The 26,840-nt window shown below is 40.0% G+C and carries 23 protein-coding genes, 2 pseudogenes and 1 riboswitch; of the genes and pseudogenes, 17 read left to right on the top strand and 8 right to left on the bottom strand.

Annotation, left to right across the window (positions count from 1 at the left end):
- Positions 1–56: 56 nt before the first annotated feature.
- From MK409_RS07575 to MK409_RS07560, 4 genes are read left to right on the top strand one after another with little or no spacing between them, the layout of a single operon-like run.
- Positions 57–1,553: an ABC transporter permease gene (locus MK409_RS07575; protein WP_129313689.1), complete on the top strand. Its 1,497-nt coding sequence runs from the start codon at positions 57–59 to the stop codon at positions 1,551–1,553.
- Entirely contained in the window at positions 1,553–2,479 is a 927-nt protein-coding gene (oppC, locus tag MK409_RS07570; protein WP_000103692.1) for an oligopeptide ABC transporter permease OppC, read from the top strand. Before MK409_RS07575 ends, oppC begins: the two co-directional genes overlap by 1 nt.
- A gap of 8 nt (positions 2,480–2,487) precedes the next feature.
- On the top strand, positions 2,488–3,555 hold the full coding sequence (locus MK409_RS07565) for an ABC transporter ATP-binding protein (protein ID WP_268705885.1): 1,068 nt from the start codon (positions 2,488–2,490) through the stop codon (positions 3,553–3,555).
- A gap of 10 nt (positions 3,556–3,565) precedes the next feature.
- A complete protein-coding gene (locus tag MK409_RS07560; RefSeq protein WP_268705884.1) occupies positions 3,566–4,495 on the top strand; it encodes an ATP-binding cassette domain-containing protein in 930 nt (309 codons plus the stop codon).
- Positions 4,496–4,583: 88 nt separating this feature from the next.
- On the opposite strand, the gene MK409_RS07555 is transcribed toward MK409_RS07560, so the two are convergent.
- Together MK409_RS07555 and trkA are read right to left on the bottom strand one after the other, a co-directional pair.
- A complete protein-coding gene (locus MK409_RS07555; protein WP_268705883.1) occupies positions 4,584–6,023 on the bottom strand; it encodes a TrkH family potassium uptake protein in 1,440 nt (479 codons plus the stop codon).
- Positions 6,024–6,026: 3 nt separating this feature from the next.
- Entirely contained in the window at positions 6,027–7,373 is a 1,347-nt protein-coding gene (trkA, locus tag MK409_RS07550; protein WP_268705882.1) for a Trk system potassium transporter TrkA, read from the bottom strand.
- Between the two features lie 400 nt (positions 7,374–7,773).
- Here trkA and MK409_RS07545 point away from each other — a divergent pair, with 400 nt between their 5' ends.
- The 11 genes and pseudogenes from MK409_RS07545 to rpsI all read left to right on the top strand — a co-directional run bounded on the left by MK409_RS07545 (position 7,774) and on the right by rpsI (position 18,059).
- Positions 7,774–8,277, top strand: a complete 504-nt coding sequence (locus tag MK409_RS07545; RefSeq protein ID WP_268705881.1) for a tRNA (cytidine(34)-2'-O)-methyltransferase — start codon at positions 7,774–7,776, stop codon at positions 8,275–8,277.
- A gap of 40 nt (positions 8,278–8,317) precedes the next feature.
- Positions 8,318–8,536: riboswitch (FMN riboswitch) on the top strand.
- 153 nt (positions 8,537–8,689) lie between these two features.
- On the top strand, positions 8,690–9,253 hold the full coding sequence (locus MK409_RS07540; protein WP_268705880.1) for an ECF transporter S component: 564 nt from the start codon (positions 8,690–8,692) through the stop codon (positions 9,251–9,253).
- Positions 9,243–9,893: a phosphatase PAP2 family protein gene (locus tag MK409_RS07535; protein ID WP_268702608.1), complete on the top strand. Its 651-nt coding sequence runs from the start codon at positions 9,243–9,245 to the stop codon at positions 9,891–9,893. Before MK409_RS07540 ends, MK409_RS07535 begins: the two co-directional genes overlap by 11 nt.
- A 27-nt stretch (positions 9,894–9,920) precedes the next feature.
- Positions 9,921–10,341, top strand: a pseudogene (locus MK409_RS07530) (chromosome partitioning protein ParB).
- 4 nt (positions 10,342–10,345) lie between these two features.
- The gene (locus MK409_RS07525) at positions 10,346–10,795 is read left to right on the top strand and encodes a GNAT family N-acetyltransferase (RefSeq protein ID WP_247931604.1); all 450 of its coding nucleotides are present in this window, start codon (positions 10,346–10,348) and stop codon (positions 10,793–10,795) included.
- A 270-nt stretch (positions 10,796–11,065) separates the two neighbouring features.
- Positions 11,066–12,112 carry a phenylalanine--tRNA ligase subunit alpha gene (gene pheS / locus MK409_RS07520; RefSeq protein WP_268705879.1) on the top strand — a complete coding sequence of 349 codons (1,047 nt, stop codon included), beginning with the start codon at positions 11,066–11,068 and terminating at the stop codon, positions 12,110–12,112.
- A 129-nt stretch (positions 12,113–12,241) separates the two neighbouring features.
- Positions 12,242–14,647: a phenylalanine--tRNA ligase subunit beta gene (pheT, locus tag MK409_RS07515; protein WP_268705878.1), complete on the top strand. Its 2,406-nt coding sequence runs from the start codon at positions 12,242–12,244 to the stop codon at positions 14,645–14,647.
- 250 nt (positions 14,648–14,897) lie between these two features.
- Positions 14,898–15,791 carry an ABC transporter ATP-binding protein gene (locus MK409_RS07510; protein WP_268705877.1) on the top strand — a complete coding sequence of 298 codons (894 nt, stop codon included), beginning with the start codon at positions 14,898–14,900 and terminating at the stop codon, positions 15,789–15,791.
- Positions 15,788–16,987, top strand: a complete 1,200-nt coding sequence (locus MK409_RS07505) for an ABC transporter permease (RefSeq protein WP_268705876.1) — start codon at positions 15,788–15,790, stop codon at positions 16,985–16,987. Before MK409_RS07510 ends, MK409_RS07505 begins: the two co-directional genes overlap by 4 nt.
- A 214-nt stretch (positions 16,988–17,201) precedes the next feature.
- Entirely contained in the window at positions 17,202–17,648 is a 447-nt protein-coding gene (rplM, locus tag MK409_RS07500) for a 50S ribosomal protein L13 (protein WP_001044624.1), read from the top strand.
- A gap of 18 nt (positions 17,649–17,666) precedes the next feature.
- Positions 17,667–18,059, top strand: a complete 393-nt coding sequence (gene rpsI, locus MK409_RS07495) for a 30S ribosomal protein S9 (RefSeq protein WP_000075973.1) — start codon at positions 17,667–17,669, stop codon at positions 18,057–18,059.
- A gap of 106 nt (positions 18,060–18,165) precedes the next feature.
- Here the strand turns inward: rpsI and MK409_RS07490 are convergent.
- The 6 genes and pseudogenes from MK409_RS07490 to MK409_RS07465 form a co-directional block, all read right to left on the bottom strand.
- Positions 18,166–19,383 (bottom strand): annotated as a pseudogene (locus tag MK409_RS07490) (site-specific integrase).
- 65 nt (positions 19,384–19,448) lie between these two features.
- Positions 19,449–19,712 (bottom strand): helix-turn-helix domain-containing protein, encoded by a 264-nt coding sequence (locus tag MK409_RS07485; protein ID WP_268705875.1) that lies wholly within the window; start codon positions 19,710–19,712, stop codon positions 19,449–19,451.
- Entirely contained in the window at positions 19,703–20,302 is a 600-nt protein-coding gene (locus MK409_RS07480; protein ID WP_268705874.1) for a replication protein, read from the bottom strand. The genes MK409_RS07485 and MK409_RS07480 overlap by 10 nt, the downstream gene beginning before the upstream one ends.
- A gap of 121 nt (positions 20,303–20,423) precedes the next feature.
- On the bottom strand, positions 20,424–21,035 hold the full coding sequence (locus MK409_RS07475) for a hypothetical protein (RefSeq protein ID WP_018364574.1): 612 nt from the start codon (positions 21,033–21,035) through the stop codon (positions 20,424–20,426).
- Positions 21,035–22,120, bottom strand: a complete 1,086-nt coding sequence (locus tag MK409_RS07470; protein WP_268705873.1) for an AAA family ATPase — start codon at positions 22,118–22,120, stop codon at positions 21,035–21,037. The genes MK409_RS07475 and MK409_RS07470 overlap by 1 nt, the downstream gene beginning before the upstream one ends.
- A complete protein-coding gene (locus tag MK409_RS07465; RefSeq protein ID WP_268705872.1) occupies positions 22,120–22,440 on the bottom strand; it encodes a hypothetical protein in 321 nt (106 codons plus the stop codon). Before MK409_RS07465 ends, MK409_RS07470 begins: the two co-directional genes overlap by 1 nt.
- A 428-nt stretch (positions 22,441–22,868) precedes the next feature.
- On the opposite strand from MK409_RS07465, the gene MK409_RS07460 reads away from it, so the two are divergent.
- Positions 22,869–24,608 (top strand): site-specific DNA-methyltransferase, encoded by a 1,740-nt coding sequence (locus tag MK409_RS07460; RefSeq protein WP_268705871.1) that lies wholly within the window; start codon positions 22,869–22,871, stop codon positions 24,606–24,608.
- Positions 24,605–26,836 carry a DEAD/DEAH box helicase family protein gene (locus MK409_RS07455; RefSeq protein ID WP_268705870.1) on the top strand — a complete coding sequence of 744 codons (2,232 nt, stop codon included), beginning with the start codon at positions 24,605–24,607 and terminating at the stop codon, positions 26,834–26,836. The genes MK409_RS07460 and MK409_RS07455 overlap by 4 nt, the downstream gene beginning before the upstream one ends.
- The last annotated feature ends 4 nt before the right edge of the window (positions 26,837–26,840 follow it).

Here is a 26,840-nt window from a genome sequence, read left to right as displayed (position 1 = left end):
AGAGAACTTTCTCTCCATGAGGAGAAGGTTCTTTTGGGATTTTAAAAGGAAACGATATGAAGAAATATATTTTTATGCGTGTATTGCGTTCATTGTTGTCTATTTTCTTGGTGACAACTTTGACTTACACAATAATTTATACGATGGTTCCTCGAAAATTGATTTTCAAGCAGGATACCAACTATAACAAGATTGCAACGACGCCGGACAAGCGGGATAATTATGAAAATACCGTTTATGAACGGATGGGCTATATCGAGTACTACGATACCAAAGAGTTGCAAGAAAGAGCGAGCACGATGGACTCATCTGTAACAGTAGATGCCAATGATACCAACAAGGCAATCTACGAAAAATACATCAACCAACTAGGAAATGGTTGGACGCTAGGTGTATTCTCAGAAAGTGGTCAATTCTATGCTACGCGTGAAATTCCGATTTTTGAACGTGTTTTCAAATTCTATGCGAACTTGATTGACATTGATCATCCAAACAAGATTCAAGACCCTGAAAATCCAAACTTGCAACGTTATCTTCGTTTTGAAAATGACCCTGCTATTGGTTGGTCATTGGTTGGTTCAGGTACAAAACATAAATACCTTTTGTATTTCAACAATCAATTCCCATTTGTACACCAAAACTTTGTGAACATCAACTTGGGTGACTCTTACCCAACTTATGCAAACACACCAGTGCTTCAAGTTATCACACAAGGTCAGGGACAAACTAAGACATCAGAAGTTCAATTCCCTATGGGTAAAAAGACTTCATCTGTAGATATTTACTCTCGTACCTACAAATCTCCAAGTCAAGCAGACGCGCGTGAGGTAGCCAACTATGGTAAAGACGATCCATATACAGCTACAGAAAGCAATTACCAATACCCATCAATGATTGCAAGTTCAGCGGTTGCTGGTTTGATTGGTTTGATTATTTCGTATGCGATTGCGATTCCACTTGGATCTGCTATGGCTCGCCACAAAAATACTTGGATTGACAGCTTCTCGACAGGTGCTCTGACCTTCTTGCTTGCCCTTCCAACGATTGCCTTGGTTTATATCGTCCGCTTGATTGGATCATCAATTGGTCTGCCTGACTCATTCCCTATTTTGGGTGCTGGAGATTGGCGTTCTTATGTCTTACCAGCAGTCATTCTAGGTTTGTTGGGTGCGCCAAGTACAGCTATCTGGATTCGTCGTTACATGATCGACTTGCAATCTCAGGACTTTGTACGTTTTGCTCGTGCCAAAGGTTTGTCTGAAAAAGAAATTTCAAATAAACACATCTTTAAAAATGCCATGGTTCCTTTGGTTTCAGGTATTCCTGGTGCCGTAATCGGAGTTATTGGTGGTGCAACATTGACAGAAACAGTCTTCGCCTTCCCAGGTATGGGTAAAATGTTGATTGACTCTGTTAAGGCATCAAACAACTCAATGGTAGTTGGTCTTGTCTTCATCTTCACATGTATTTCTATCTTCTCACTCTTTGTAGGAGATATCTGGATGACCATGCTTGACCCACGTATTAAATTGACAGAGAAAGGAGGCAAATAATGTCAACAATCGATAAAGAAAAATTTCAGTTCGTAAAACGTGACGATTTTGCCTCTGAAACAATTGATGCTCCTGCCTATTCATACTGGGGTTCTGTATTTAGACAATTTCTAAAGAAAAAATCAACCGTCTTTATGCTAGGAATTTTGGTTGCCATTATCTTGATGAGCTTTATTTACCCAATGTTCTCAGATTTTGATTTCAACGATGTAAGTAAGGTCAATGACTTCTCTGCTCGTTTTATCAAGCCCAATGCTGAACATTGGTTTGGTACAGATAGCAATGGTAAATCCTTGTTTGATGGGGTTTGGTTTGGTGCGCGTAATTCAATTCTTATCTCTGTAATTGCCACTTTTATCAACCTTGTGATCGGGGTTATTGTTGGTGGAATTTGGGGGATTTCAAAATCCGTTGACCGTGTCATGATGGAAGTTTATAACATTATTTCAAACATTCCATCTCTCTTGATTGTCATTGTCTTGACTTACTCAATTGGTGCTGGTTTCTGGAATTTGATTTTTGCTATGAGTGTGACAACTTGGATTGGGATTGCTTATATGATTCGTATCCAAATCATGCGTTACCGTGACTTGGAATACAACCTTGCTTCTCAAACACTTGGAACACCAACCTTTAAAATCATTGTTAAAAACATCATGCCGCAATTGGTATCTGTTATTGTTTCTACAATGACCTTGATGTTGCCAAGCTTCATCTCTTATGAAGCCTTCCTTTCCTTCTTTGGATTGGGATTGCCTGTAACAGTGCCAAGTTTGGGACGTTTGATCTCAGATTACTCACAAAACGTTACGACCAACGCTTACTTATTCTGGATTCCGTTGACAACCTTGATCTTGGTATCCCTATCTCTTTTCGTTGTTGGTCAAAACCTAGCGGATGCTAGTGATCCACGTACACATAGATAGGAGTAGACATGATAAAAGGAAAAGATATAATTTTGACTGCTCGTGATATTGTCGTGGAATTTGACGTTCGTGACAAAGTTCTAACGGCTATCCGAGGAGTTTCTCTAGACTTGATTGAAGGAGAAGTTCTTGCCTTGGTAGGTGAGTCCGGTTCTGGTAAATCTGTTTTAACAAAAACCTTTACAGGGATGTTAGAAGACAATGGACGTATTGCCCAAGGAAGCATCGACTATCGTGGACAAGACTTGACTGCTCTTACTTCTAACAAGGAATGGGAGAAGATTCGTGGCGCTAAAATTGCGACCATCTTCCAAGATCCTATGACAAGTTTGGACCCAATCAATACAATCGGTAGCCAAATCACTGAAGTTATCGTTAAACACCAAGGGAAAACAGCTAAGGAAGCCAAAGAGATGGCAATCGACTATATGAACAAGGTCGGAATTCCAGACGCTGAAAAACGTTTTGATGAGTATCCTTTCCAATATTCTGGAGGGATGCGTCAACGTATCGTTATCGCGATTGCTCTTGCCTGTCGTCCAGATATCTTAATCTGTGACGAGCCGACAACGGCCCTTGATGTAACCATTCAAGCGCAAATCATTGATTTGCTTAAAACTTTACAAAATGAGTACCACTTTACTATTATCTTTATCACCCATGACCTTGGTGTGGTAGCAAGTATTGCCGATAAGGTAGCGGTTATGTATGCTGGTGAAATTGTAGAATACGGTACTGTTGAGGAAGTCTTCTACGATCCACGTCATCCATATACTTGGAGTCTCTTGTCTAGCTTGCCACAGCTTGCTGATGATAAAGGGGAATTGTACTCTATCCCAGGAACACCACCGTCTCTTTATACTGAGTTGAAAGGTGATGCCTTTGCCCTTCGTTCAGATTATGCGATGCAAATTGATTTTGAAGAGAAGGCACCTAAGTTTTCAGTCACTGATACCCACTGGGCTAAGACTTGGTTGCTTCATGAGAATGCTCCTAAAGTTGAAAAACCTGGAGTCATTGCAGATTTGCATGACAAGATTCGTGATAAAATGGGCTTTGCTCATCTAGAAGACTAGGAGGAAGGAAATGTCTGAAAAATTAGTAGAAATTAAAGATTTAGAAATTTCCTTCGGTGAAGGAAGTAAGAAGTTTGTCGCGGTTAAAAACGCCAACTTCTTTATCAACAAGGGAGAAACCTTCTCTCTTGTTGGTGAGTCTGGTAGTGGGAAAACAACCATTGGTCGTGCTATTATTGGTCTAAATAATACTAGTAAAGGTGAAATCATCTTTGATGGTCATAAGATTAATGGGAAAAAATCTCATAAGGAGTCATCAGACTTGATCCGTCGTATCCAGATGATTTTCCAGGACCCTGCAGCGAGCTTGAATGAGCGTGCAACAGTTGACTATATCATCTCTGAAGGTCTTTACAACTACCATCTGTTCAAAGATGAAGAAGATCGTAAAGAAAAAGTTCAAAAGATGATCCATGAAGTTGGACTTTTGAAAGAACACTTGACCCGTTATCCACACGAGTTTTCTGGTGGTCAACGCCAGCGTATTGGGATTGCCCGTGCCCTTGTGATGGAACCTGATTTCGTTATTGCGGATGAGCCAATTTCAGCCTTGGACGTATCAGTGCGTGCGCAAGTCTTGAACTTGCTCAAGAAGTTCCAAAAAGAGTTGGGCTTGACTTATCTCTTTATCGCGCATGACTTGTCAGTTGTTCGCTTTATCTCAGATCGTATCGCAGTTATCTATAAGGGAGTTATCGTCGAAGTGGCGGAGACAGAGGAGTTGTTTAACAATCCTGTCCACCCATACACTCAAGCGCTTCTATCTGCTGTACCGATTCCAGATCCAATCTTGGAACGCAAGAAGGTCTTGAAAGTTTACGATCCTGACCAACATGACTATGAGACAGACAAGCCATCTATGATAGAAATTCGTCCAGGTCACTATGTTTGGGCCAATCAAGCAGAACTTGCTCGTTACAAGAAAGCTCTTAAAGAATAAACAAATTAGGAGAGGACCGAAAGGTCTTCTCATTTTTAATAGAAAAAATCCCCTTTTACTTGCTTGTAAAAGGGGAATTGTATTATCATTAGCGTTTAGACCAGGTACGTTTCATAAAGAGTAGCAAAATGGGGTATATCTCTAAGCGACCTGCAATCATTGCAAAGGAGAGGAGGATTTTAGAGATGGGACTAAAGATGGAAAAACTCGAGGTTGTACCTAGAATAGGTCCGATATTGTTAAAACAGCTGAAGACCGCACTGGTCACGACTAGAAAATCATTGCTATCAAGACTGACGATAAAGATGAGAGAGAGAATAATCATCATATAGATAGCAAAATATTTAAGAATTTTGTGCTGGGTATCCTTATCAATCACAGTTTTATTGACGTGTAGAGTCAAAACACGGTGAGGGGATAAAGTGGACAAAATCTGATTTTTTGCGATTTTAGAGAGGATAAGTCCTCTGATCACCTTAAGACCACCTGCAGTTGAGCCAGCTGATCCACCGATTCCCATGAGGAAGAGGAGGATAAATTGGGAGAAGAGGGGCCAGTTGGTAATATCTCCGTAACCAAAACCTGTTGTCGTGATGATATTGGAAACCTGGAAGAAGGCCATTTCAACACTCTTAGAGACACCTTGATAGAGGTGGAGTGTATTAAGCGTAATCAAGCCTGTAGAAACTAGGACAATGATGATATATGCTCGTAGTTCTTCATCTCCAAAGAAAGCCTTAACCCGACGGAGCATGAGGTAGTAGTAGAGATTGAAGTTAACCCCAAAAACCAACACTCCGATACTAACTAGATAGGTGATGAGTGAGCTACCATAGTGGGCAATTCCGTCGTTATAGACGGTAAAGCCCCCAGTTCCTGCCGTTCCCATAGCGATGACAAAACTATCATAGAGAGGCATGCCTGCTAGATAGTAGATAACCACAAAAAGGGAGAAGAGAGCCAGATAAAGCAGATAGAGAATCTGGGCAGTGTTTTTTAGCTTGGATACGACCTTGCCAAAGACGGGTCCAGGGACCTCAGCCTTCATCACCTCCAAGTGACTATTCTTGGCATTGTCCATAATGGCAAGTGCAAAGACGAGTACCCCCATCCCTCCAATCAAGTGGGTGAAACTTCGCCAGAAGAGGAGGGAACGAGTGAGAACGGAAACATCGTTCAAGATAGTTGCTCCTGTAGTCGTAAATCCAGAACTGATTTCAAAGAAGGCATCGATGACGCTGGGGATTTGTCCTGAAAAGACAAAGGGGAGGCCACCAAAGAAAGACCAGAGAATCCAACAGAGGGCAACAATTAAAACCCCTTCCTTGGCATAAATCCGTTGATTTTTCGGTTTCCGTAAAACGCCTAGACCACCGAGAAGGACTAAAATTCCAATCGTAGTAAAAAGAGCTGTAAATACTTGGCTAGATTCTCGGTAATAGGTCGCTATGCTGACAGGAACTAGGAGGAGAACAGCCTCGATCAAGAGCAGTTTGGAGAGGAGATAACGAATCATACTTTTATTCATTTCTTACCTCTCAATCAAATCATAGATTTTGGTGATATTTGGTAGTAAGGTGGTTACCAGTAATTGGTCTCCGACCTCCAGCGTATCCTCTCCGGTCGGGAAGATTGTTTTTCCTTTACGAATAATGGCTGCGATGAGAATACCTTTCTTCAATTTCAGATGAGAAAGAGGCTTGGCAGTCATTTTATTAGCTTCCTTGATATGGAATTGTAGGGTTTCAATCTGGCCGTTTGCAAGATGGTGCATGGCTTGAAGGTCTGAGTATTGGGCATTAACCCGACCTCGGATAAAGTGCATAATGGTATCCACTGCGATGATTTTTGGCGTGATGATACTTGAAAAATCAGGTGCATGGATAATTTCTAGGAGACTGGTCCGGTTGACCTTGGTGATGTTTTTCTGGACGCCAACACGGTCAAGGAACATGGAGGTGATGATGTTTTCTTCGTCCACCCCAGTTAAGGTTGCGACCGCATCGTAGTGAGGAGCACTTTCTTCTAGTAAGATATCTTTGGCTGTCCCATCTCCCTGAACGATATAGAGATTTGGGAATTTTTCACTAAAGAAACGGGCTCTTTCAGGATTGATTTCGATAACCTTGGTGTCAATCCGGCTGTCTTTCAAGATGCCGACGAGATAGTAGGCAATTTTCCCTGCTCCGATAATCAGAAAGCTCTTAACAGTCCGAGCTTTAAAATGATTGTGTAGGCGCATCATATCGACCCGATTTCCTGTAACAAAGATGCGATCCTTATCTTGAAGGGTCATTTCACCTCCTGGAATGATCAACTCATGGTTGCGCTCTAAAGCACACACAATCACATCAAATTTTTTCCGAAATTCTGAAATGGGCATCTGGCAAAGACCGCTAGCATCTTTGACCACAAACTCCATCAAGCTAACCCGACCTCCAGCAAATCGTTCGACAGAGAGGGCATTAGGGAAATCAATGATATTTGAGATCGCACGCGCTGCTAGGAGTTCTGGGTTAACGATAAGTGAGAATCCAAGAATATTTTTCTCTTTAAAATAGGCATTGGAGTATTCAGGATTTCGTACCCGAACGATGGTTTCTTTAGCCCCCATTTTTTTAGCAAGTACCGCTGAAATCATATTCACTTCATCGTATTCGGTTAGGGCGATAAAGATATCGCACTCTTGAACACTGGCTTGCTCCAAGATGGCAAAGTCAGCCCCATTTCCAAGGAGACCTATGATATCATAGCGACTGACAATGTGATTGAGGACAGCCTCATCTTGTTCGATGAGGACAACGTCATGGTTTTCTGCAACCAGTGAACGACAGAGGGCGAAACCAACTTTCCCTCCACCAACAAGGACAATTTTCATATAAAAAACCTACTTTTTCATGATGTAACTATCATACCCTTTTTTAGCAAAAAATGCACTTGCTAAGGCGATTTTTAAGGGAAGAAAGGCCTTTTTCAAGTTTTGAAGCTACATTTGCTTAATTTCTATAACGATGTCTCCGATTTGGAGTGATATTACTCTCTTACTATCCCTTTTCAGAAAGGAAATGACCAAACATGAAAATATCATCAAAAAAAGTAAAAAAATCAAGTCATTTCTATTGACAATGATTCTGAAAGTGTTATACTAAGAAAGTAGTTTCGCTGATTTACTTCAAACCTGTTGTGAGGTAAGTTAACGATGCCTTAACCACGCTGTTTGCTGAGCTTGACTCCGGGCAGTGTGGCTATTTTTTTGCAATGATAAAAGGAAACCCGTCATGACAAATCACATTGTATTATTTGAACCTCAGATTCCACAAAACACAGGTAACATTGCGCGTACTTGCGCTGCGACCAATTCTCCCCTTCACATTATCAAACCGATGGGATTTCCGATTGATGACCGCAAGATGAAGCGGGCTGGTTTGGATTATTGGGATAAGTTAGAGATTCATTTTTATGATAGTTTGGAAGATTTCATGTCTCAGATGAAGGGTAAACTCTATCTGATTTCAAAATTTGCGGAAAAGGTCTATTCTGAAGCAGATTTATCGACGGACGAAGACCATTATTTTCTCTTTGGACGTGAAGACAAGGGCTTGCCTGAGGACTTTATGCGAGACCATCCTGAGAAAGCTCTCCGTATTCCTATGAACGATGAACATGTCCGCAGTCTCAATGTTTCGAATACCGTCTGCATGATTGTTTATGAAGCCCTCCGCCAGCAGAACTTTGCAGGTCTTGAGCTCGTTCACACCTATGAAGCGGATAAATTGAAATAAACAAAATGCTTGCACTTGCAAGCGTTTTTTGTTATGATTAAAGGGTCTTCAGGGCAGGGTGTAATTCCCGACCGGCGGTAAATTTGACTAGCTATTTTAGCTTTCTCGTCGTTGTCTTGTCTCGATATACTTTAAGTATTATCTTCGACTGCGACGCCTAGATTAATCCAACATATCTTAGTTAAAGAAGTCCGCGAGCGCAAGCTGATGTGGTGCGATTCCACAACCGACAGTATAGTCTGGATGGGAGAAGACGAAAGAATAGCTTTGTCTGTTCGGATGAGTTTATAGATAAATTGCAACCGCTTGCTCAAAAGAGTGAGGGGGAACTTTTGGGATATAAAAAGTGAGAATAGATAGAGGGATCCTTTCCAACTTCTTCTGATTTTATAGAAAATTGGAGGAACCTGTTATGACAAACACACGTCGACTTTCGACCATTGCGATTTTATCAGCCATTTCATTTGTGCTGATGTATTTTGACTTTCCGCTCTTGCCAGCGGCGACCTTCCTCAAGATCGAGTTTAGTATCTTGCCAGTCCTTGTGGGCTTAGTGGTCATGGACTTGCCTGCTGCTCTAGGAATTCTCTTGCTGCGATCACTCTTGAAGTTGCTTCTCAATAGCCAGGGAGTGAATACTTACATTGGCTTGCCAATGAATATCGTAGCCTTGGGAGTTTTTGTTATCGCTTTTGGTTTGATTTGGGAAAAGGAACGCAGCACCCTTCGTTTCCTACTAGCATCTCTGGCGGGAACTATTGGATTGACTGCTGCCATGTTGGTTCTCAACTATGTCTATGCGGTTCCTTTATACGCGCAGTTTGCCAACTTTGATATTAGAGAAATTATAGGACTTTCTAACTACTTGATGACCATGGTTTTACCTTTTAACCTGATTGAAGGTATCATCTTTGCCGTTTCATTCTGGTTGTTATACGTCCTCTTGAAACCAACCTTAAAACATTATGAGAGATAAACAAACATTTTTAATGAAGGGCAGTTTTGCCCTTTTACTTTTCGTCCTTCTTGGCTATATGGTTAAGTTCTATCCTGAAACGTTGGTCGGTTTTGATCAACCGATTCAGACTGCTCTTCGTGGGAACTTGCCAGATTATTTGACAGTTCTATTCCGTGCGCTTACGCATTTGATTGATATCCCAGTAATCATCACCTGGGTTGCCATTGCAGTCTTTATCTTTTATCGTAAGCAGTGGAAGATAGAAAGCTACTTCATGGCGGGTAATCTAGCCTTAGCCGGTCTCTTAATCGTGACCTTTAAAAACATCTACCAGCGTCCACGACCAGCTATCTTACATCTGGTGGAGGAGAAGGGATTTTCCTTCCCAAGCGGCCATTCTCTGGCAGTGACGCTGATGGTAGGGACTTTGATTGTCATTCTCAGTCAACGGATTAAAGATCCGGTTTGGAGAAAAATCGTACAAATCGTCCTTGGTCTCTACTTAGTCAGTGTGCTAGTATCAAGGGTTTATCTGGGAGTTCACTATCCATCAGATGTTCTTGCCAGTCTCTGTGTGGGCTTGGGAGTCCTGTTTATCGAATTTCCCTTCTATGACAAGCTTCGCTTCCAATGGCGATTTAAAGGCAAGCAGAAGTGAGTATCAAATTCCTTTGAGGAGAAAGAAATGAAAGTCAGCATAAAAGCTCTCCATCCGACTCAACTATACTTATCAGAAAAGAAACTAGAAGGCATCCAGACACTTTATCAATCGGCAGAAATAATCAATGTTGCTCCAATCAGTATTCTTGCGTTCGGAGATTGCTTGTTGATTACAGATGGGCATCACAGGGCTTATCAGGCTTTATTGCTAGGTCAAGATACGATTTCTGCTGAGTGGGATAGAGATGGTGACGATGAACTGTATTATCTCTATGCGCAAGCTTGCGAGGAAAGAAAGATTTACTCTGTTCTGGATTTAAAAAATCATATCTTACCTCAAGATGAGTATGAAGCAAAATGGTATAACTGGTGTGATGGTTTTAATCAGGCAGCAACTCTCTTATTTGAAAAGGGAAGCAGATGAAACAGATTTTACAAATAGATAATGCACTGCGTCTTGTTCCTTACTATAAGGTCAATCATTGTGAGGAAGCTTTTGCTTGGTATCAGGATGTGAACTTGGTTTACCTCGTAGATGGTGTGAAGAGTCCTTACAGTCCAGCGACCTTGGAAGCTATGTATTCCTATTTGGATCAGCACGGTGAGCTTTTTTGGATTGAAGTCAAGGAGAAGGGAGAATGGTTTCCAATTGGGGATGTTACACTATCTCAGGATAATCTCCCCATTGTGATTGGGGATTCCGCTTACCAACATCGAGGAGTTGGAAAAAAGATTCTAAGTACTTTGATTGAATTGGCTCGAGTAAAAGGATGGAAAGAATTGAGAGTCAAGGAAATCTACACCTACAATCATGCTTCTAGGAGGTGTTTCAAGTCGCTTGGATTTGTGGAAAATGGAGAAACAGAAAAAGGAACGAGTTTTATATTGAAATTAGTCTAATCTAACTTGTTTTTTAACTAAAAATCTGATAAACTATGTAGTAATCGAATAGAAATCCGCAAGACTAGTAGCCCAAGGGAAGTATATCAGGGAGGAGAGCCGTGACTGCAAGCTCTCTATATGAAAGCTGGGTGAATTCACTTGCGCATGGATTTAGAAATGGAGGTCTGACTTGTCAGATGAAAACGGATGGTACCGCGTGTCAACGCTCCGAGTGGAGTTTTTGGCATGTGGTTTTCTTTTTATCTACGAGCGACTGATGGAGGAATTATGTCAACTATTGAAGAACAATTAAAAGCGCTTCGCGAAGAAACGCTGGCTAGCTTGAAGCAGATTACTGCTGAAAATGAAAAAGAGATGCAGGACTTGCGTGTCTCTGTCCTTGGTAAAAAAGGGTCACTTACTGAAATCCTCAAAGGCATGAAGAATGTCTCTGCTGAGATGCGTCCAATCATCGGGAAACACGTCAATGAAGCGCGTGATGTCTTGACAGCTGCTTTTGAAGAAACAGCTAAGCTCTTGGAAGAAAAGAAAGTAGAAGCTCAACTAGCAAGTGAGAGCATCGATGTGACACTTCCAGGTCGCCCAGTTGCGACTGGTCACCGTCACGTTTTGACACAAACCAGTGAAGAAATCGAAGATATTTTCATTGGGATGGGTTACCAAGTCGTGGATGGTTTTGAAGTGGAGCAAGACTACTACAACTTCGAGCGTATGAACCTTCCAAAAGATCACCCAGCTCGCGATATGCAGGATACTTTCTACATCACAGAAGAAATCTTGCTTCGTACTCACACGTCTCCAGTTCAGGCGCGTGCCATGGATGCTCATGATTTTTCAAAAGGTCCTTTGAAAATGATCTCACCAGGGCGTGTGTTCCGTCGTGACACGGACGATGCGACCCACAGTCACCAATTCCACCAAATCGAAGGCTTGGTTGTTGGGAAAAACATCTCTATGGCAGATCTTCAAGGAACCCTTCAGTTGATTGTGCAAAAAATGTTTGGTGAAGAGCGCCAAATTCGTTTGCGTCCATCGTATTTCCCATTCACAGAGCCATCTGTTGAAGTGGATGTTTCTTGCTTCAAGTGTGGTGGAGAAGGCTGTAACGTATGTAAGAAAACAGGTTGGATTGAGATTATGGGGGCCGGTATGGTTCACCCACGTGTCCTTGAAATGAGTGGAATCGATGCGACTGTTTACTCTGGCTTTGCCTTTGGTCTTGGACAAGAGCGTGTCGCTATGCTCCGTTACGGAATCAACGATATCCGCGGCTTCTATCAAGGAGATGTCCGCTTCTCAGAACAGTTTAAATAAGATTGAAACCTAAAACACAGTCCTATACAGTCCTAGTTATTTTCTCTTGATGAGAATGGTGAGGACTGACTCGAAGAAAAAGAAAGGAATTGAAAAGGTCTTATTCGGTGAGATCTTACAATCAGAATTATGCTTGTATCTTATAAATGGTTAAAAGAATTGGTGGACATTGATGTGCCATCACAAGAGTTGGCTGAGAAAATGTCAACTACAGGGATTGAGGTCGAAGGTGTCGAATCACCGGCTGCCGGTCTCTCAAAAATTGTCGTCGGTGAGGTCTTGTCTTGCGAAGATGTGCCAGAAACACACTTGCATGTCTGTCAGGTTAACGTTGGCGAAGAAGAAGCCCGTCAGATCGTTTGTGGTGCACCGAATGTACGTGCTGGAATCAAGGTCATGGTAGCTCTTCCAGGAGCTCGTATCGCTGACAACTACAAGATTAAAAAAGGGAAAATCCGTGGTTTGGAGTCACTTGGAATGATCTGTTCCCTTGGTGAATTGGGAATTTCTGACTCTGTTGTGCCAAAGGAATTCGCAGATGGCATTCAAATCTTGCCAGAAAATGCCGTTCCAGGTGAGGAAGTCTTCTCATACCTAGACTTGGATGATGAAATCATCGAACTTTCTATCACACCAAATCGTGCAGATGCTCTATCTATGCGTGGAGTAGCGCACGAAGTGGCAGCCATCTATGACAAGGCAGTTAGCTTTAAAGAATTCAGTTTAACAGAAACAAATGAAGGTGCAGGAGATGCTCTTTCTGTAGGGATTGAAACAGATAAGGCGCCTTACTATGCGGCCCGTATCTTGGATAATGTGACCATCGCACCAAGTCCACAATGGTTGCAAAACCTCCTTATGAACGAAGGTATCCGTCCAATTAACAATGTCGTAGACGTAACCAACTACATCCTGCTTTACTTTGGTCAACCGATGCATGCCTTTGACTTGGATACCTTTGAAGGGACTGACATCCGTGTGCGTGAAGCGCGTGCTGGTGAAAAATTTGTGACCTTGGATGGTGAAGAGCGTGACTTGGAAACAAATGACTTAGTCATCACTGTCGCAGACAAGCCAGTAGCCCTTGCAGGTGTTATGGGTGGTCAAGCAACAGAAATCTCTGAAAATTCTAGTCGTGTTGTCCTTGAAGCGGCTGTTTTCAATGGTAAATCCATCCGCAAGACTAGCGGACGCCTCAACCTTCGTTCGGAATCATCTTCTCGCTTTGAAAAAGGGATTAACGTGGCAACTGTTAACGAAGCCCTTGATGCGGCGGCTAGCATGATTGCAGAACTTGCAGGTGCTACGGTGCGTAAGGGCATCGTTTCAGCAGGCCAGCTTGATACTTCTGATGTGGAAGTTTCTTCAACCCTTGCAGACGTTAACCGCGTCCTTGGTACGGAGCTTTCATATGCTGATGTGGAAGATGTCTTCCGTCGTCTTGGCTTTGGCCTTTCTGGCAATGCAGAAAGCTTTACAGTCAGCGTACCCCGTCGTCGTTGGGATATCACTATCGAAGCTGACCTCTTTGAAGAAATCGCCCGTATCTATGGATATGACCGTTTGCCAACCAGTCTTCCAAAAGACGATGGTACAGCAGGTGAATTGACAGCGACACAGAAACTTCGTCGCCAAGTTCGTACCATTGCTGAAGGAGCAGGTTTGACAGAAATTATCACCTACGCTCTGACAACTCCTGAAAAAGCAGTTGAGTTTACAGCTCAACCAAGTAACCTTACAGAACTCATGTGGCCAATGACAGTGGACCGTTCCGTTCTCCGTCAAAATATGGTCTCAGGTATTCTTGATACAGTGGCCTACAACGTGGCTCGTAAGAACAAAAACTTGGCTCTTTATGAGATTGGAAAAGTCTTTGAACAAACAGGCAATCCAAAAGAAGATCTACCAAATGAGATCAATAGCTTTGCCTTTGCCTTAACCGGCTTGGTTGCTGAAAAAGATTTCCAAACGGCAGCAGTTCCAGTTGATTTCTTCTATGCTAAGGGAATCCTTGAAGCGCTCTTTGATCGCTTGGGACTAGAAGTGACCTATACAGCAACAGCTGAGATTGCAAGTCTCCACCCAGGACGTACAGCCGTGATTTCACTCGGCGACCAAGTTCTTGGTTTCCTTGGCCAAGTGCATCCAGTCACTGCTAAGGATTACGATATTCCAGAAACGTATGTAGCTGAGCTTAACCTTTCAGCCATCGAAGCAGCACTTCAACCAGCTGCTCCATTTGTGGAAATTACTAAATTCCCAGCAGTCAGCCGTGATGTTGCCCTTCTCCTTAAGGCAGAAGTCACTCATCAAGAAGTTGTGGATGCTATCCAAGCTGCCGGCGTGAAACGTTTGACAGATATCAAACTATTTGACGTCTTCTCAGGCGAAAAATTGGGACTTGGTATGAAGTCAATGGCCTATAGCTTGACCTTCCAAAATCCAGAAGACAGCTTAACGGACGAAGAAGTCGCACGTTACATGGAAAAAATCCAAACTTCTCTCGAAGAAAAAGTCCATGCAGAAGTACGTTAAACCATCAATCCATCCTTCGGGGTGGATTTTTAAATTCTTAAAATGCCAGTTCAGGAATAAAAAGCAACAGTTGAGGAAAAATTCTCCCAGACAGTCTTTAATGAGTTATACTAAAGCTATCGCTGAAGCACTTAAAATCCTTAGAGACGATATTATTTACTATAAATTATCATGTTAGAAATGGACATAAATCGTTGTAAAGGCTGTCAAAAAGGAGTATAATAAGTGCAACATATTTCGGAGGTGGAAGATGCTAGAAGTAAGAAATCTAGAGAAAAGTTTCGGTTCCAAGCAAGTCTTGTTTGGTGTCGATTTTCAGGCAAGTCCAGGAAGGATTCTAGGGCTGGTCGGAAAAAATGGTGCTGGGAAAACAACGATTTTCCACAGTATGTTGAAATTTTTAGAGTATCAAGGAGAGATCAGTCTGGATGGGCAGGAGATTCGTCAGGAAACTTACGCTCGTATAGGTTATTTGCCTGAAGAACGCAGCCTCATGCCCAAGCTGACCGTCCTTGAACAAGTTCGCTACCTAGCGACTCTAAAGGGCATGGATGCCAAGGAGGTCAAGGAAAAACTCCCTCAATGGATGAAGAAATTGGAAGTGAAGGGCAAGTTGACCGACAAAATCAAGAGTCTCTCAAAAGGGAATCAGCAGAAAATCCAACTGATTATTACTCTAATCCATGAACCAGACTTGATTATTCTGGATGAGCCTTTTAGTGGACTGGATCCAGTCAATACTGAACTGCTCAAGCAGGTCATCTTAAAAGAAAAAGAGCGTGGTGCAATCATTATCTTTTCTGACCATGTCATGACCAATGTTGAGGAACTTTGCGATGATATCTTGATGATTCGTGATGGGCGTGTGGTCTTGCATGGACCAGTTCAGGATGTTCGCAATCAATACGGGAAAACACGTCTCTTTGTTTCAAGTGAACGAAGCAAGGAAGAACTGGAAAGTCTTCCTCATGTCAAACAGGTGAGTTTAACCAAGCAAGGTAGTTGGAAATTAATCCTAGATGATGAGAGCGCTGGAAGAGAACTTTTCCCAATCCTCACTCAAGGTCAATACATCGCGACCTTTGACCAACAAGCTCCAACAATCGATGAAATCTTTAAACTAGAATCAGGGGTGGAAGTATGAGAAATATGTGGGTTGTAATGAAGGAAACCTATCTTCGACATGTTAAGTCATGGAGTTTCTTCTTTATGGTGATTTCGCCGTTCCTCTTTTTAGCCTTATCTGTAGGAATCGGCTTTCTCCAAGGGTCTTCTATGGCCAAGAATAGTAAGATAGCAGTAGTAACAACTGTACCATCTGTGGAAGAAGGGCTCAAGGGTACCAATGGTATCAACTTTGATTATAAGGATGAAGCCAGTGCCCAAGCTGCTATCAAGGATGAAAAAATCAAGGGTTACCTAACCATTGATCAAGAGGATAGTGTCATCAAAGCCGTTTACCATGGTGAAACTTCTCTTGAAACAGGCATCAAGCTAGCAGTAACCAATAAACTCAATGAGCTTCAATACCAACTCAATCGCTCGGCGGCTAATTTGTCCCAAGAGCAGGAAAAACGGCTGGCTCAAACTGTTGACTTTACTGAGAAGATTGACGAATCTAAGGAAAACAAAAAGATGGTCCAAACCATTGCGGCCGCAGGGCTTGGTTTCTTCCTTTATATGATCTTGATTACTTATGCTAGTGTCACTGCTCAGGAAGTAGCTAGCGAGAAAGGAACCAAAATCATGGAGGTGGTCTTCTCTAGTATCCGAGCAAGTCATTATTTCTACGCTCGCATGCTGGCTCTACTTCTTGTGATTTTGACTCATATTGGCATTTACGTCGTAGGTGGGCTGGCTGCCATTCTGCTCTTTAAAGACCTACCAATCTTGGCACAATCTGGTATTTTAAACCATATAGGAGAGGCCTTCTCGCTCAATACCTTATTGTTTGTCTTGGTTAGCCTCTTTATGTACGTTGTTTTAGCAGCCTTTCTAGGCTCTATGGTTTCTCGCCCTGAGGATTCAGGAAAGGCCTTGTCGCCATTGATGATCTTGATTATAGCAGGATTTGTCGGTGTGACTTCTCTAGGTGCTGCAGGAGACAATTTGGTTTTGAAAATTGGTTCCTATATTCCTTTCATCTCGACCTTCTTTATGCCATTTAGAGCCATCAATGGTTATGCAAGTGATTTAGAAGCTTGGATTTCACTAGGGATTACAGTCGTTTTTGCAGTGACTGCAACAGCCTTTATCGGACGCATGTATGCCAGCCTAGTCCTTCAGACAGATGACTTAGGTCTATGGAAAAGCTTTAAACGTGCCTTGGCTTACAAATAGTAGTAGAAACCTCGTTTTCACGAGGTTTTTGTGATATTTTAAAGGTCAAATCGGGAAAATTATTTTTCATATCTATTGACTTTTAGTAGTAAAATTTGGTATGATAGTAGACGGTATTGTTTACCCCATTTGTAAGGCCCCGGAACCTTTCAAATACCCCGCGGACCGGAACATCCGCCCTGTAAACAAAAACGATATTCATATAGGAGAAATCATGAACAAAACTACATTCATGGCTAAACCAGGCCAAGTAGAACGCAAATGGTACGTTGTTGACGCAACTGATGTACCTCTTGGACGCCTTTCAGCTGTTGTTGCTAGCGTACTTCGCGGAAAAAACAAACCAACATTCACACCACACACTGATACAGGTGACTTCGTAATCGTTATCAATGCTGAAAAAGTTAAATTGACTGGTAAAAAAGCAACTGATAAGATCTACTACACTCACTCAAACCACCCAGGTGGATTGAAACAAATCTCTGCTGGTGAACTTCGTTCTAAAAATGCAGTACGTTTGATCGAAAAATCAGTTAAAGGTATGCTTCCACACAATACTCTTGGCCGCGCTCAAGGTATGAAATTGAAAGTATTCGTTGGAGCTGAGCACACTCACGCTGCACAACAACCAGAAGTTCTTGATATTTCAGGACTTATCTAAGGAAAGGAACAATAAAGTATGTCACAAGCACAATATGCAGGTACTGGACGTCGTAAAAACGCTGTTGCACGCGTTCGCCTTGTTCCAGGAACTGGTAAAATCACTGTTAACAAAAAAGATGTTGAAGAGTACATCCCACACGCTGACCTTCGTCTTGTAATCAACCAACCATTCGCAGTTACTTCAACTGTAGGTTCATACGACGTTTTCGTTAACGTTGTAGGTGGTGGATACGCTGGTCAATCAGGGGCTATCCGTCACGGTATCGCTCGTGCCCTTCTTCAAGTAGACCCAGACTTCCGCGATTCATTGAAACGCGCAGGACTTCTTACTCGTGACTCACGTAAAGTTGAACGTAAGAAACCAGGTCTTAAGAAAGCTCGTAAAGCATCACAATTCTCAAAACGTTAATCAATACGATTATATCAACGTTTCAAAGCACTCAAGAGTTTACCTCATGGGTGCTTTTTTTATGTTTTTTGAAAAAGTTCACCTCAAAGTTTACCTTATTTTAACCTTATTGTTTTAGAGACTTTAAGGCAAATTCACCGACTGCCATAGGGACTACATTAGAAGTATTGACATAAATCTGTGTTGTACCTGTGTCGCTATGTGTTAGAGCTTCGGAAATAGCTTCTAAGCTCATTCCTGCCTGTTTAGCGAGTGTTGCTCCCGTATGACGTAGTTTATGTGGTGTAGCGTGTGTAAGCTCTGGGTGTCGCTTTCTGATAGTTTTCATCTTATTATTGAGATAGTCAGAGTGTAAAGGTTTATTGATATTTCCTCTGGTATCTATGTAAGTGAAGATGAATTGTTCTGGATTAGTGATGATACCAAACTTTGCTAGTTCATATTTTTGTTGTTTTTTCCATAAGGTTAGAAGTTGAAGCAAGTCGCTAGAAATAGAAAATATAGTTTTTTTATTTCCTTTGGTAGATTTTACTTGTCCATATCTATCTAAAGCCTGAATTAACTGAATCTGAGATTTTGAAAAGTCGATATGTTTCCACTGGAGAGCCTATGTTTCTGATTTTCTATCTCCAAGGAAAAAAGTGAGATAGAAAAGGACGTAATCTTTGAGTGATATTTTATCGTTTTCTAAATCTTCTTTAAAAGCTGAGAACCATTCTTGGAGTTGCTCATGAGTTAAATATAAATCTTCATCACGTTTTGATTCTGCAAGTTGAATTTTTTTAACAGCCTTAATTCGTCTTAAAGTTTTTGCAACTCTATTTGCTTCAATATATTCAAGTTCTTCTGCCCAATCAAAAATAGAAATAACGTAACTTCGTAAAGTTTTGAAGTTGGCATATTCGTTGGCTTTTGCCGTCATCAAATTTAGAATAACCTGTTTATTTTGGTTTAAAAATTGAATCGTATAGTTGCCAAGAAGTGGTAGTATATGCTTTTCAAAACATGTTTTGGTATTAGCAATTGTTGACCTGCTTGGTGGCTTCGAAGTAGATGTAGTTTGTCCTGCTTTGTAGGATTCCCACCAAATATTATTATAGAAGTCCGAGAAAAGAATATCTTCTTTTCCTAGTCCCGAAAAGACGTTATCTTCAATTTGGTTTAGCTTCGTCAGTAGGTCTATCTCTGCTTGTCGTGCCTCTTTTCTTGTTTTAAATCTCTTATCATAATAGTTATTGTTAACGATACCAAGAGGCATTCGTGCTTCTAATGGTATATAGACTTTTAAGCGGTAAGTTCCGTTTTTTGTCTTACTGATAGTCATGATATTCTCCTTTATATCGAACCAGAAAATATCATGACCATTATAAAATAAAAATCTTGATTTTTCTAGTTGTTACTGTTTAGCCAGCGGTCAATAGCGTCTTTGTGGAATCGAATTGTTTTTCCAATTTTGATTGATGGAAGCCCCTTTTGAATCCATGAATCAAGAGTATTGTTGAAAATTCCTAAATAGTCGCAAGTCTGTTGTTTGTTCAAATAGGGACAACTTAAAGTATTTTTTTCTATTTGCTGTTCAATTTCTTTTTGGATAAGGTTTGATAGCAATAGTTGAATCTGATGAATCTGTTCATCAGGAAGAATCACTTGCATTTATTATCCTCCTTCTTATCTTGGTTTCTCATTGGATTGCATCGACGTGAATCCAAATACTTAGCAAAAAAGTAGGTACGCTCAATGATAAGTCCAAGAAGTGGTGTGTGATTAGCTCGTGCATACCAGACGAGTTCTTCAAACTCTGTGAAGTCATTCTGATCAATAATATCCACAACTTCATGCATGAAATCATCTGAGTTATTTTCTACAAGAAATTTATCAAGATTAAAACCATATCCAACTTCAATATCATCTATATCATATTGAGTTTTCTCCTTATTTTCGGCATGAATGAAGTAGTCAAAAAGTCCTTTGGGTGATTGTACGATTTCTACATGAGCAGGGCCATTCATCTTGTCCTTGATTAGCTCAGAAACTTGTTTATAACTTTTGAGAGAATCAAAGAAGAAAGCTCCGTGTTTGTGAGATTTTTTCAGTTCCCCAGTTTGTCGATTAATATCCTTATCGTGCCAAGGACTCAGGACGAAGGGGATGTGTAGTTCTTCAAGAACTTCAAGGTAGTCAGCAGGGGCACTTTCTTTGTAAAAAAGGAATGTCCACTTGCTAGAGCGTTGTTCTTTTGTCATTTTGATACGCCTTTCTGATTACTGATTATAGGATAATTGGGGGTCGTAGTAACCCCAATTATCTTGGAAAATGCTAGAAGGGGCTATCTGGCTACTGCTTAACGCAAGCCATAGCCCCTTTTTATCGTTTTTTACCAACTAACCATAGCTTATTACGAATCCGATTAGGTGCTGAAAAGTAGTAGTCAGGATGTTGACTCGAAACCTCTTCTTTCAGTTGAGAGGTCATGTCAGCCAAAATTTTTTGCCCCTGCTGGTCTCTAGGGACTTTGACAAAAACCGTCACATCATCTTTTCGTATGTCTACGATACTCTTATGTGCACAGTGATTAAAACTACTATTTATGGGATTGAAGGTAGTTATATTCTGATTGTCAATCGTTGTTACTTTTTCTGATTTTTCACGTTGCGTTAAAAACTGACGAAGTTTGAATGTAAAGTATACGGACTTAAAATAGTTGAATAGACTATCAAATCGAAATCGATTCAGAATTTCAAATATTACAGAAACAAATAGTGTAAATAAAAGGAAGGACATTGCTGTATAAGAATATTTGCTTCCTAAATCTAAATAGCCATTGAACTGGGAGAGGTCAAAAAAACTGAGAGGATTTAGTTTAAACTGATTTGATAGAAAATCCAGAGACCATCCTATAAATCCTGCTAGAAATGAAACTAGAATTAGATTGATATTGAGGTTGAATGTCCTCATGAAGTAAGATTTTTTCATCATTAAAGAATTCCTTTCTTTGTGTAATATGTTGGACATAGTAGTGGAAGCACTTGATAAGGATGTTCGTTATCAATCACTTGAATCAGACCTGTTCCATGCCCAATAGGGATAACAATACCTTCTGGGTCGAGGTCAGGGAATAGAAATTGTGTTGTCTTCTTGTTAATGTTGCCAATCTGGATGAGGACATTAAGTTGTTCACGAACAGAAATGGGAATCGTAGTGTGGTCGAATCTTTGTGAAACAAGTAACAAATGAAGTTTTGTAGCACGTCCGAGAAGTGCGATAGAAGATAAGAGTGAGAAAAACGATTCTTTAATCGTCTTATTGACTCCCTCGGATAATGCAAGAACTTCATCAATCACAATTGTCATATGGCTGAATTCATGACGTGGATTCTCGTATAGGATTGCTTGACGTTTGTGAATCAGTTCTAGACATTGACTTAATTTCTCATTGATTTCTGATACAAAGTCGGACTTAGAGCGATTTTCAACAGGGTGAATCACTGCAATTTGATGTTCACGAGCCCAACGACTAGGCGTATCAAATTTTGGGTCTACGATAATTAAATCAGATTGATGTTTGAGTACACTCAGTAAATAGGTGAGAGCATAGGATTTACCCGAACCACTATTCCCACAGATTGCCATGTGATTAACCTTATCAAGATTGAGAGTGAAATTTTCCATAATTGGAATTTGATTTTTTGGTAAACTTGTTGTGTATCTATCAAGGTCAGGAATGACCAATCGTTTTGAAATTCCCACCCTCCACGGAAAGAAGAGTCCTCGCTGAACATGAATATCATCCGTTTTTAGAGGGACAAAGTATGTGGCATTTTGCTTCAACAATGTGTAATGTGGATATAGGGACGCGTTGGCAATCAAGAAAATTTTATTATAGAGCTCATCATCTAAAATATAGGCGCAGGGAAGCCGTGGGATGAAGATGAAACCGTCCTCTTGAATGACAATGTTAAAACTGTTGGTATAACTTGTTTCGCCTTGCATCAAGGCTCCAAGAGCCATATTAAGGCTCTGGAGCAAGTATGATTGCAAGACGGCATCTGTTTTAGATACCATTATTTGACCTCCTTAATACCATCTGCTTTAAAGTAAACGTTGTAGCGTACTTCAACGGCTTGAAGGTTATCGAATTGAATCAAACTCATGAAATCAGGTAGCTTTATTTTGTCTTCAAACTTAACTTGGAACGGTTCGAGTCCTTCTTGTATGAAGGTTGCCTTGTAAGCGATGATTTCGCCAGTAGGCTTTCCATCCTCAAAGAGTTGCTGTGGCTCAAGTTCCGTGCTCAAACTATGAATAGGTTTTGTAGGTTTCACATATTGTGATGCAGTTGCGACAGAGTATCCACCTTGTCTATGTTTTGTTTTAATTGTCATATTTAATTCCTCCGAATGGATGTTTAGATTGATGCCCATTTTAAGTCGTGGGTGTGACCGTCTTAGCTAAGGACAATTTCATTTTAATCCGTATTCGGATATAAATATATAACTTGCTAAGTCACTATGATTAGAGTTGAAGAGATAAGGTTTTTGAAACAATTTTCTAAAAAACATGATTCAAAATGTCTTCAAAAATGACTTGATAGGTTATTTTTTAATTTTTAATGTATTAAATTTTTTTATGCAACTGTTCATGGTATAATAGACTTGTTGAAAACATTTACAAGGAGACTATGAACTTGATACCATTAGCAACAAGCAACAAGCAACAAGCAACAAGCAACAAGCAACAAGCAACAAGGTAGTTTTTGCCTTTTTTCAGCATGTAAAAAAGCACCTTCTGTATGCAAAGGAGGTGTTTTCTAATGCGTGAAAATTTTATTGAACGTCCTCATAAGAATGAGAAGGAGGGAGCAATTACCTACGTTCAGGAACTTTTAAAACAAGCTCGTGAGGATAGACGAAGTGAAGATGTTGATAAATTAGAAAATCTTGCTCGTCTACTTAATACCAAGAAGTATGGTCTCGTTTGGGAGGAACATGCTGAGTGGGTTGAAGAGGAAATGAAGGCCAAAATCCCTGTCTTTGTTGAAGATGAAACCAAAAAGGTTGTGGGAAATCCAGATTCTGAAGACTATAATTTCCTACTAGAGGGCGATAATCTTCATAGTCTACATCTTTTGAAGAAAACTCATACAGGCAAGATTGATGTCATATATATTGACCCTCCATACAACACAGGAAATAAGGATTTTAAGTATAATGATGATTATGTAAATCAGGACGATAGTTATAGGCATTCTAAGTGGCTAAGTTTTATGAATAAAAGATTGAAAATTGCTAGGGAGCTTCTGAACGAAAAGGGTGTTATTTTTATTTCTATTGATGATAATGAGTTTAATCAATTAAAATTATTGTGTGATGAGATATTTGGCGTAGATAACAAATTAGTTACTTTGCATACACAGGTTAGATATGCTGATAAAACTTTAAACGAAAAAAATGATTGGCAACCTATTTTAGAGTATATATTAGTATATTCCAAAGACAAGACAAAATTTAAAGCGAATAAACCAGAAGAAGACTATTCTATTGATAAGTTTGTTTTTGAGTTTAAAGAATTGACAGAAGGAACTACATTTGAAATTAAAGGTAGGAAAGTTACAGTTTTTAAAAAAGGAGAATGGAAAAGTATAAAGCACAAACAACCAGCAGAGAATCTATTAAAAGAAACGTGGGTCTCAGGTAGTATATATTCTGGAACTGGAAACGGTACAATGGTACAAAACGTTATTGAACCAAGAATTAGCATAGATGGAGTAGGTAGTCTATATAAAATTGATGGACTTGGTGAAGATGGATTAGGGTATAGATATTTTGTGGGCCCTAGCAAAGTTGGAGCTTCTAGAAGTAAGATGTATTCTGGAATTCCTTTGGTGAAGAATAGGGAACTGGCAAATGGTAGTGCAAAGAAATATAAATCTATTCCTAATTATTTTGATTTTAGTGCTGACTTTGGAAATATTAGACACGAGGGGAAAGTGGCATTCAATAGTGGCAAGAAGCCGGTCAAAATGTTAAAACAAATTATTAATTACCATAAAGGAAAAAATATTAAAGTTCTAGATTTTTTTGCTGGTTCAGGTTCGGTAGGACACGCGGTGGAACAGCTCAATAAAGAGGATGGTGGGAATCGGAAATATATCCTCTGCACCAATAATGAGAATAATATTTGTGAAGAAATTACGTATAAACGTTTGAACAATATACAAGAAGAACTTCCTCATAATTTAAAATATTTTAAGACAGATTTTGTTGTTAAAGAAGAATTCCCTGATGTCACCCTTGAATATGAATTACTAAACTATGTTACACCTCTTGTTGAGTTGGAGTTTGGAGTAGATATTACAAATCCTAAAGTAGAGGTCATCTTGTCAGAGGAACAGTTAGATGAGATGGATGAGACAGATTTCATAGAAAATTCTACACTTTTTATTCATCCTGAAATTTTCTTTGACGCTGAACAAGAACGAATCCTTCGTGACAAGAATATCACGAAACGAGAAATTCCAAACTATTACTTCGGAAAGGACATGTGGTCATGATTGAATTAAAAAATTTCCAACAAAATCTAGTTGATAAACTCTTGAGATTTACAGCTCCTGAATATGGTGTCGATGAAATGGTTATCAAGTCACCAACAGGTTCAGGGAAAACAATTACACTTCTTGAATGGATGGATACTTATATCGCGAGTACACATGATAACGTTGCTTTTGTGTGGTTTACTCCTGGTGCGGGAGAACTTGAAGAACAAAGTCAGGATAAGGCGAAAAGCTTTTCGTCGGTCAAGGAGCAATCACTTGCGGATGCTCTTCTTCAAGGATTTGACAAAGATACCGCAACTTTTATTAACTATGAATCGGTTGTAGGTAAAAATAAAAATGCTATGTTGACGGATAGTGAGAGAGAAAATCTTGAAGACAAGATTGAGAAAGCTTTTGAATTGGGTCGTCATTTTATTCTGGTTATTGACGAAGCACATAGAAATGATACTAAGAAGGCAAGAGATATCATTACACGTTTTAAAGCTTCTAAAACCGTTAGGGTTTCAGCAACTATTGAAGACCCGAAGGAACCTGATAAGATAGAGTTCTATGAAGTTACTGAAGAGGAAGTTATCGAATCAGGTTTGATTACAAAATCAGTAGTTGTCAATGAAGGGATTGAGGAGTTTATAGATGCTAATCCTGACATCAGTAGAGAATTTGAATTGCTGTTTGAAAGCGCTGAGCTAAAACGAAAAGAGATAGTACAAGAGTACACTGAAAATAACATTGCAGGTATAAATCCATTAGTGCTGGTTCAACTACCTGACAAATCTGATTCTGAACCCGAATTAGTTAGTCGTATTGAGGATTATATTCAAAATAAGTTACATAAGACATACGAAGATGGTAAACTAGGTATTTGGTTGGCAGAACAGAAACGAAATTATCTCAATGTTCAAGAACTTGATAATGAGGTTGAATATCTCATTATCAAACAGGCAATCGCTACTGGATGGGACGCCCCTCGTGCTAAAATCTTGATAAAGATACGTGAAAAAATGGGGGATACCTTTACTATTCAGACGATTGGTCGTATTCGTAGAATGCCTGAACCCTTAAAAGGTCACTATGATGTAGATGTATTGGATAATTCTTACATTTATACCTTTGATAATGACTTTCTAAATGGGGCGTTTGGGCAAAAAGGGGTAGGAATTCCGACACCTCCTTTAGAACGGAAGGATATTGCCAAAGATTTTCAATTAGTCAGTGAGAGAGCTCTTGATTTACATGCAGGACAGGATGAAAAGGCCGTACGTGAAAATCTTTATCAGGGATTGGTTAGAGAATGGAATTTGACCAATGATGTTGATTTGAACAAGCAAAAATTAGAGAATCAAGGAATTCAATTTGGTAGTTCTATTGTGAATACTTATAAACAAGGGAGATTTGATACGCTTAAGCATTCAGATGGTTTGCAGGATAGAGAAAGAAGAGTTGAGGCAGATTATAATGCAAATCGACTGGATTTACTCCATGCTTATCATGAACTTGACCGTGTCACTCATTTGCAAGTAAGACAGGTTGAAGCTTTATTAAAACGCTTTTTTATGGATTATAAAAGTCCAAGCTCAAATAAACATAGACTCTTAAAATTGAAACCGAACGAGTGGACAGCTTTTATTTTGAATAATTGGCGAGAACTTCGTGAAGTGTTTAGAAAAGTAGACATTTACCCAATAGTCAGTATGGGACTTGTAGAAATTCAAGAAAATGATTTTTATATACCAATGAACGACCGCTATTTATACAATCCTAATCTGGAAAAAAATATTGTAGAAACAAATGTGTATGATGGTTATGAGAGTAGGATTATTAAAGGTAGCGAAGCAGAGCGCTTATTTGAGGACTATATCGAACAACATAAGGATGTAGTTGAGTTTGTTTATAAGAATGGTGATAAAGGGACTGAATACTTCTCATTGGTTTATAATACAGCAAGCTCTTCTCATCATTTCTATCCTGATTACATTGTAAAAATGAAGAATGGTGATGTCTATATCATTGAAACCAAGGGTGGAGAGAATGCCAAGGGTAAAGATAAAAATATTGATAAGTATGCACCGTTGAAATATGAAACATTAAAAACGTACCTTGATAAACATGGTTTAAAAGGAGCCTTTATTCGTGATATCGCTGGAACTCTTCGATATTTAAACGAGGGTGAATGGAAAGATAATATGTCAGAATGGCATCCAATTGATGAATTGTTTGGATTTTAGGAGG

The sequence above is a fragment of the Streptococcus oralis genome (assembly GCF_026782375.1).
Classification (GTDB): domain Bacteria; phylum Bacillota; class Bacilli; order Lactobacillales; family Streptococcaceae; genus Streptococcus; species Streptococcus oralis_CL.
The sequence above is the reverse complement of the archived record's forward strand: the minus strand, read 5'-3'. Positions and strand labels throughout refer to the sequence as shown.

What these genes read in the sequence shown, in the direction of transcription:
- MK409_RS07575 (WP_129313689.1), top strand. Translation starts at nt 57, where the DNA reads ATGAAGAAATATATTTTTATGCGTGTATTGCGTTCATTGTTGTCTATT.
- oppC (WP_000103692.1), top strand. Translation starts at nt 1,553, where the DNA reads ATGTCAACAATCGATAAAGAAAAATTTCAGTTCGTAAAACGTGACGAT.
- MK409_RS07565 (WP_268705885.1), top strand. Translation starts at nt 2,488, where the DNA reads ATGATAAAAGGAAAAGATATAATTTTGACTGCTCGTGATATTGTCGTG.
- MK409_RS07560 (WP_268705884.1), top strand. Translation starts at nt 3,566, where the DNA reads ATGTCTGAAAAATTAGTAGAAATTAAAGATTTAGAAATTTCCTTCGGT.
- MK409_RS07555 (WP_268705883.1), bottom strand. Translation starts at nt 6,023, where the DNA reads ATGAATAAAAGTATGATTCGTTATCTCCTCTCCAAACTGCTCTTGATC.
- trkA (WP_268705882.1), bottom strand. Translation starts at nt 7,373, where the DNA reads ATGAAAATTGTCCTTGTTGGTGGAGGGAAAGTTGGTTTCGCCCTCTGT.
- MK409_RS07545 (WP_268705881.1), top strand. Translation starts at nt 7,774, where the DNA reads ATGACAAATCACATTGTATTATTTGAACCTCAGATTCCACAAAACACA.
- MK409_RS07540 (WP_268705880.1), top strand. Translation starts at nt 8,690, where the DNA reads ATGACAAACACACGTCGACTTTCGACCATTGCGATTTTATCAGCCATT.
- MK409_RS07535 (WP_268702608.1), top strand. Translation starts at nt 9,243, where the DNA reads ATGAGAGATAAACAAACATTTTTAATGAAGGGCAGTTTTGCCCTTTTA.
- pheS (WP_268705879.1), top strand. Translation starts at nt 11,066, where the DNA reads ATGTCAACTATTGAAGAACAATTAAAAGCGCTTCGCGAAGAAACGCTG.
- pheT (WP_268705878.1), top strand. Translation starts at nt 12,242, where the DNA reads ATGCTTGTATCTTATAAATGGTTAAAAGAATTGGTGGACATTGATGTG.
- MK409_RS07510 (WP_268705877.1), top strand. Translation starts at nt 14,898, where the DNA reads ATGCTAGAAGTAAGAAATCTAGAGAAAAGTTTCGGTTCCAAGCAAGTC.
- MK409_RS07505 (WP_268705876.1), top strand. Translation starts at nt 15,788, where the DNA reads ATGAGAAATATGTGGGTTGTAATGAAGGAAACCTATCTTCGACATGTT.
- rplM (WP_001044624.1), top strand. Translation starts at nt 17,202, where the DNA reads ATGAACAAAACTACATTCATGGCTAAACCAGGCCAAGTAGAACGCAAA.
- rpsI (WP_000075973.1), top strand. Translation starts at nt 17,667, where the DNA reads ATGTCACAAGCACAATATGCAGGTACTGGACGTCGTAAAAACGCTGTT.
- MK409_RS07485 (WP_268705875.1), bottom strand. Translation starts at nt 19,712, where the DNA reads ATGCAAGTGATTCTTCCTGATGAACAGATTCATCAGATTCAACTATTG.
- MK409_RS07480 (WP_268705874.1), bottom strand. Translation starts at nt 20,302, where the DNA reads ATGACAAAAGAACAACGCTCTAGCAAGTGGACATTCCTTTTTTACAAA.
- MK409_RS07475 (WP_018364574.1), bottom strand. Translation starts at nt 21,035, where the DNA reads ATGATGAAAAAATCTTACTTCATGAGGACATTCAACCTCAATATCAAT.
- MK409_RS07470 (WP_268705873.1), bottom strand. Translation starts at nt 22,120, where the DNA reads ATGGTATCTAAAACAGATGCCGTCTTGCAATCATACTTGCTCCAGAGC.
- MK409_RS07465 (WP_268705872.1), bottom strand. Translation starts at nt 22,440, where the DNA reads ATGACAATTAAAACAAAACATAGACAAGGTGGATACTCTGTCGCAACT.
- MK409_RS07460 (WP_268705871.1), top strand. Translation starts at nt 22,869, where the DNA reads ATGCGTGAAAATTTTATTGAACGTCCTCATAAGAATGAGAAGGAGGGA.
- MK409_RS07455 (WP_268705870.1), top strand. Translation starts at nt 24,605, where the DNA reads ATGATTGAATTAAAAAATTTCCAACAAAATCTAGTTGATAAACTCTTG.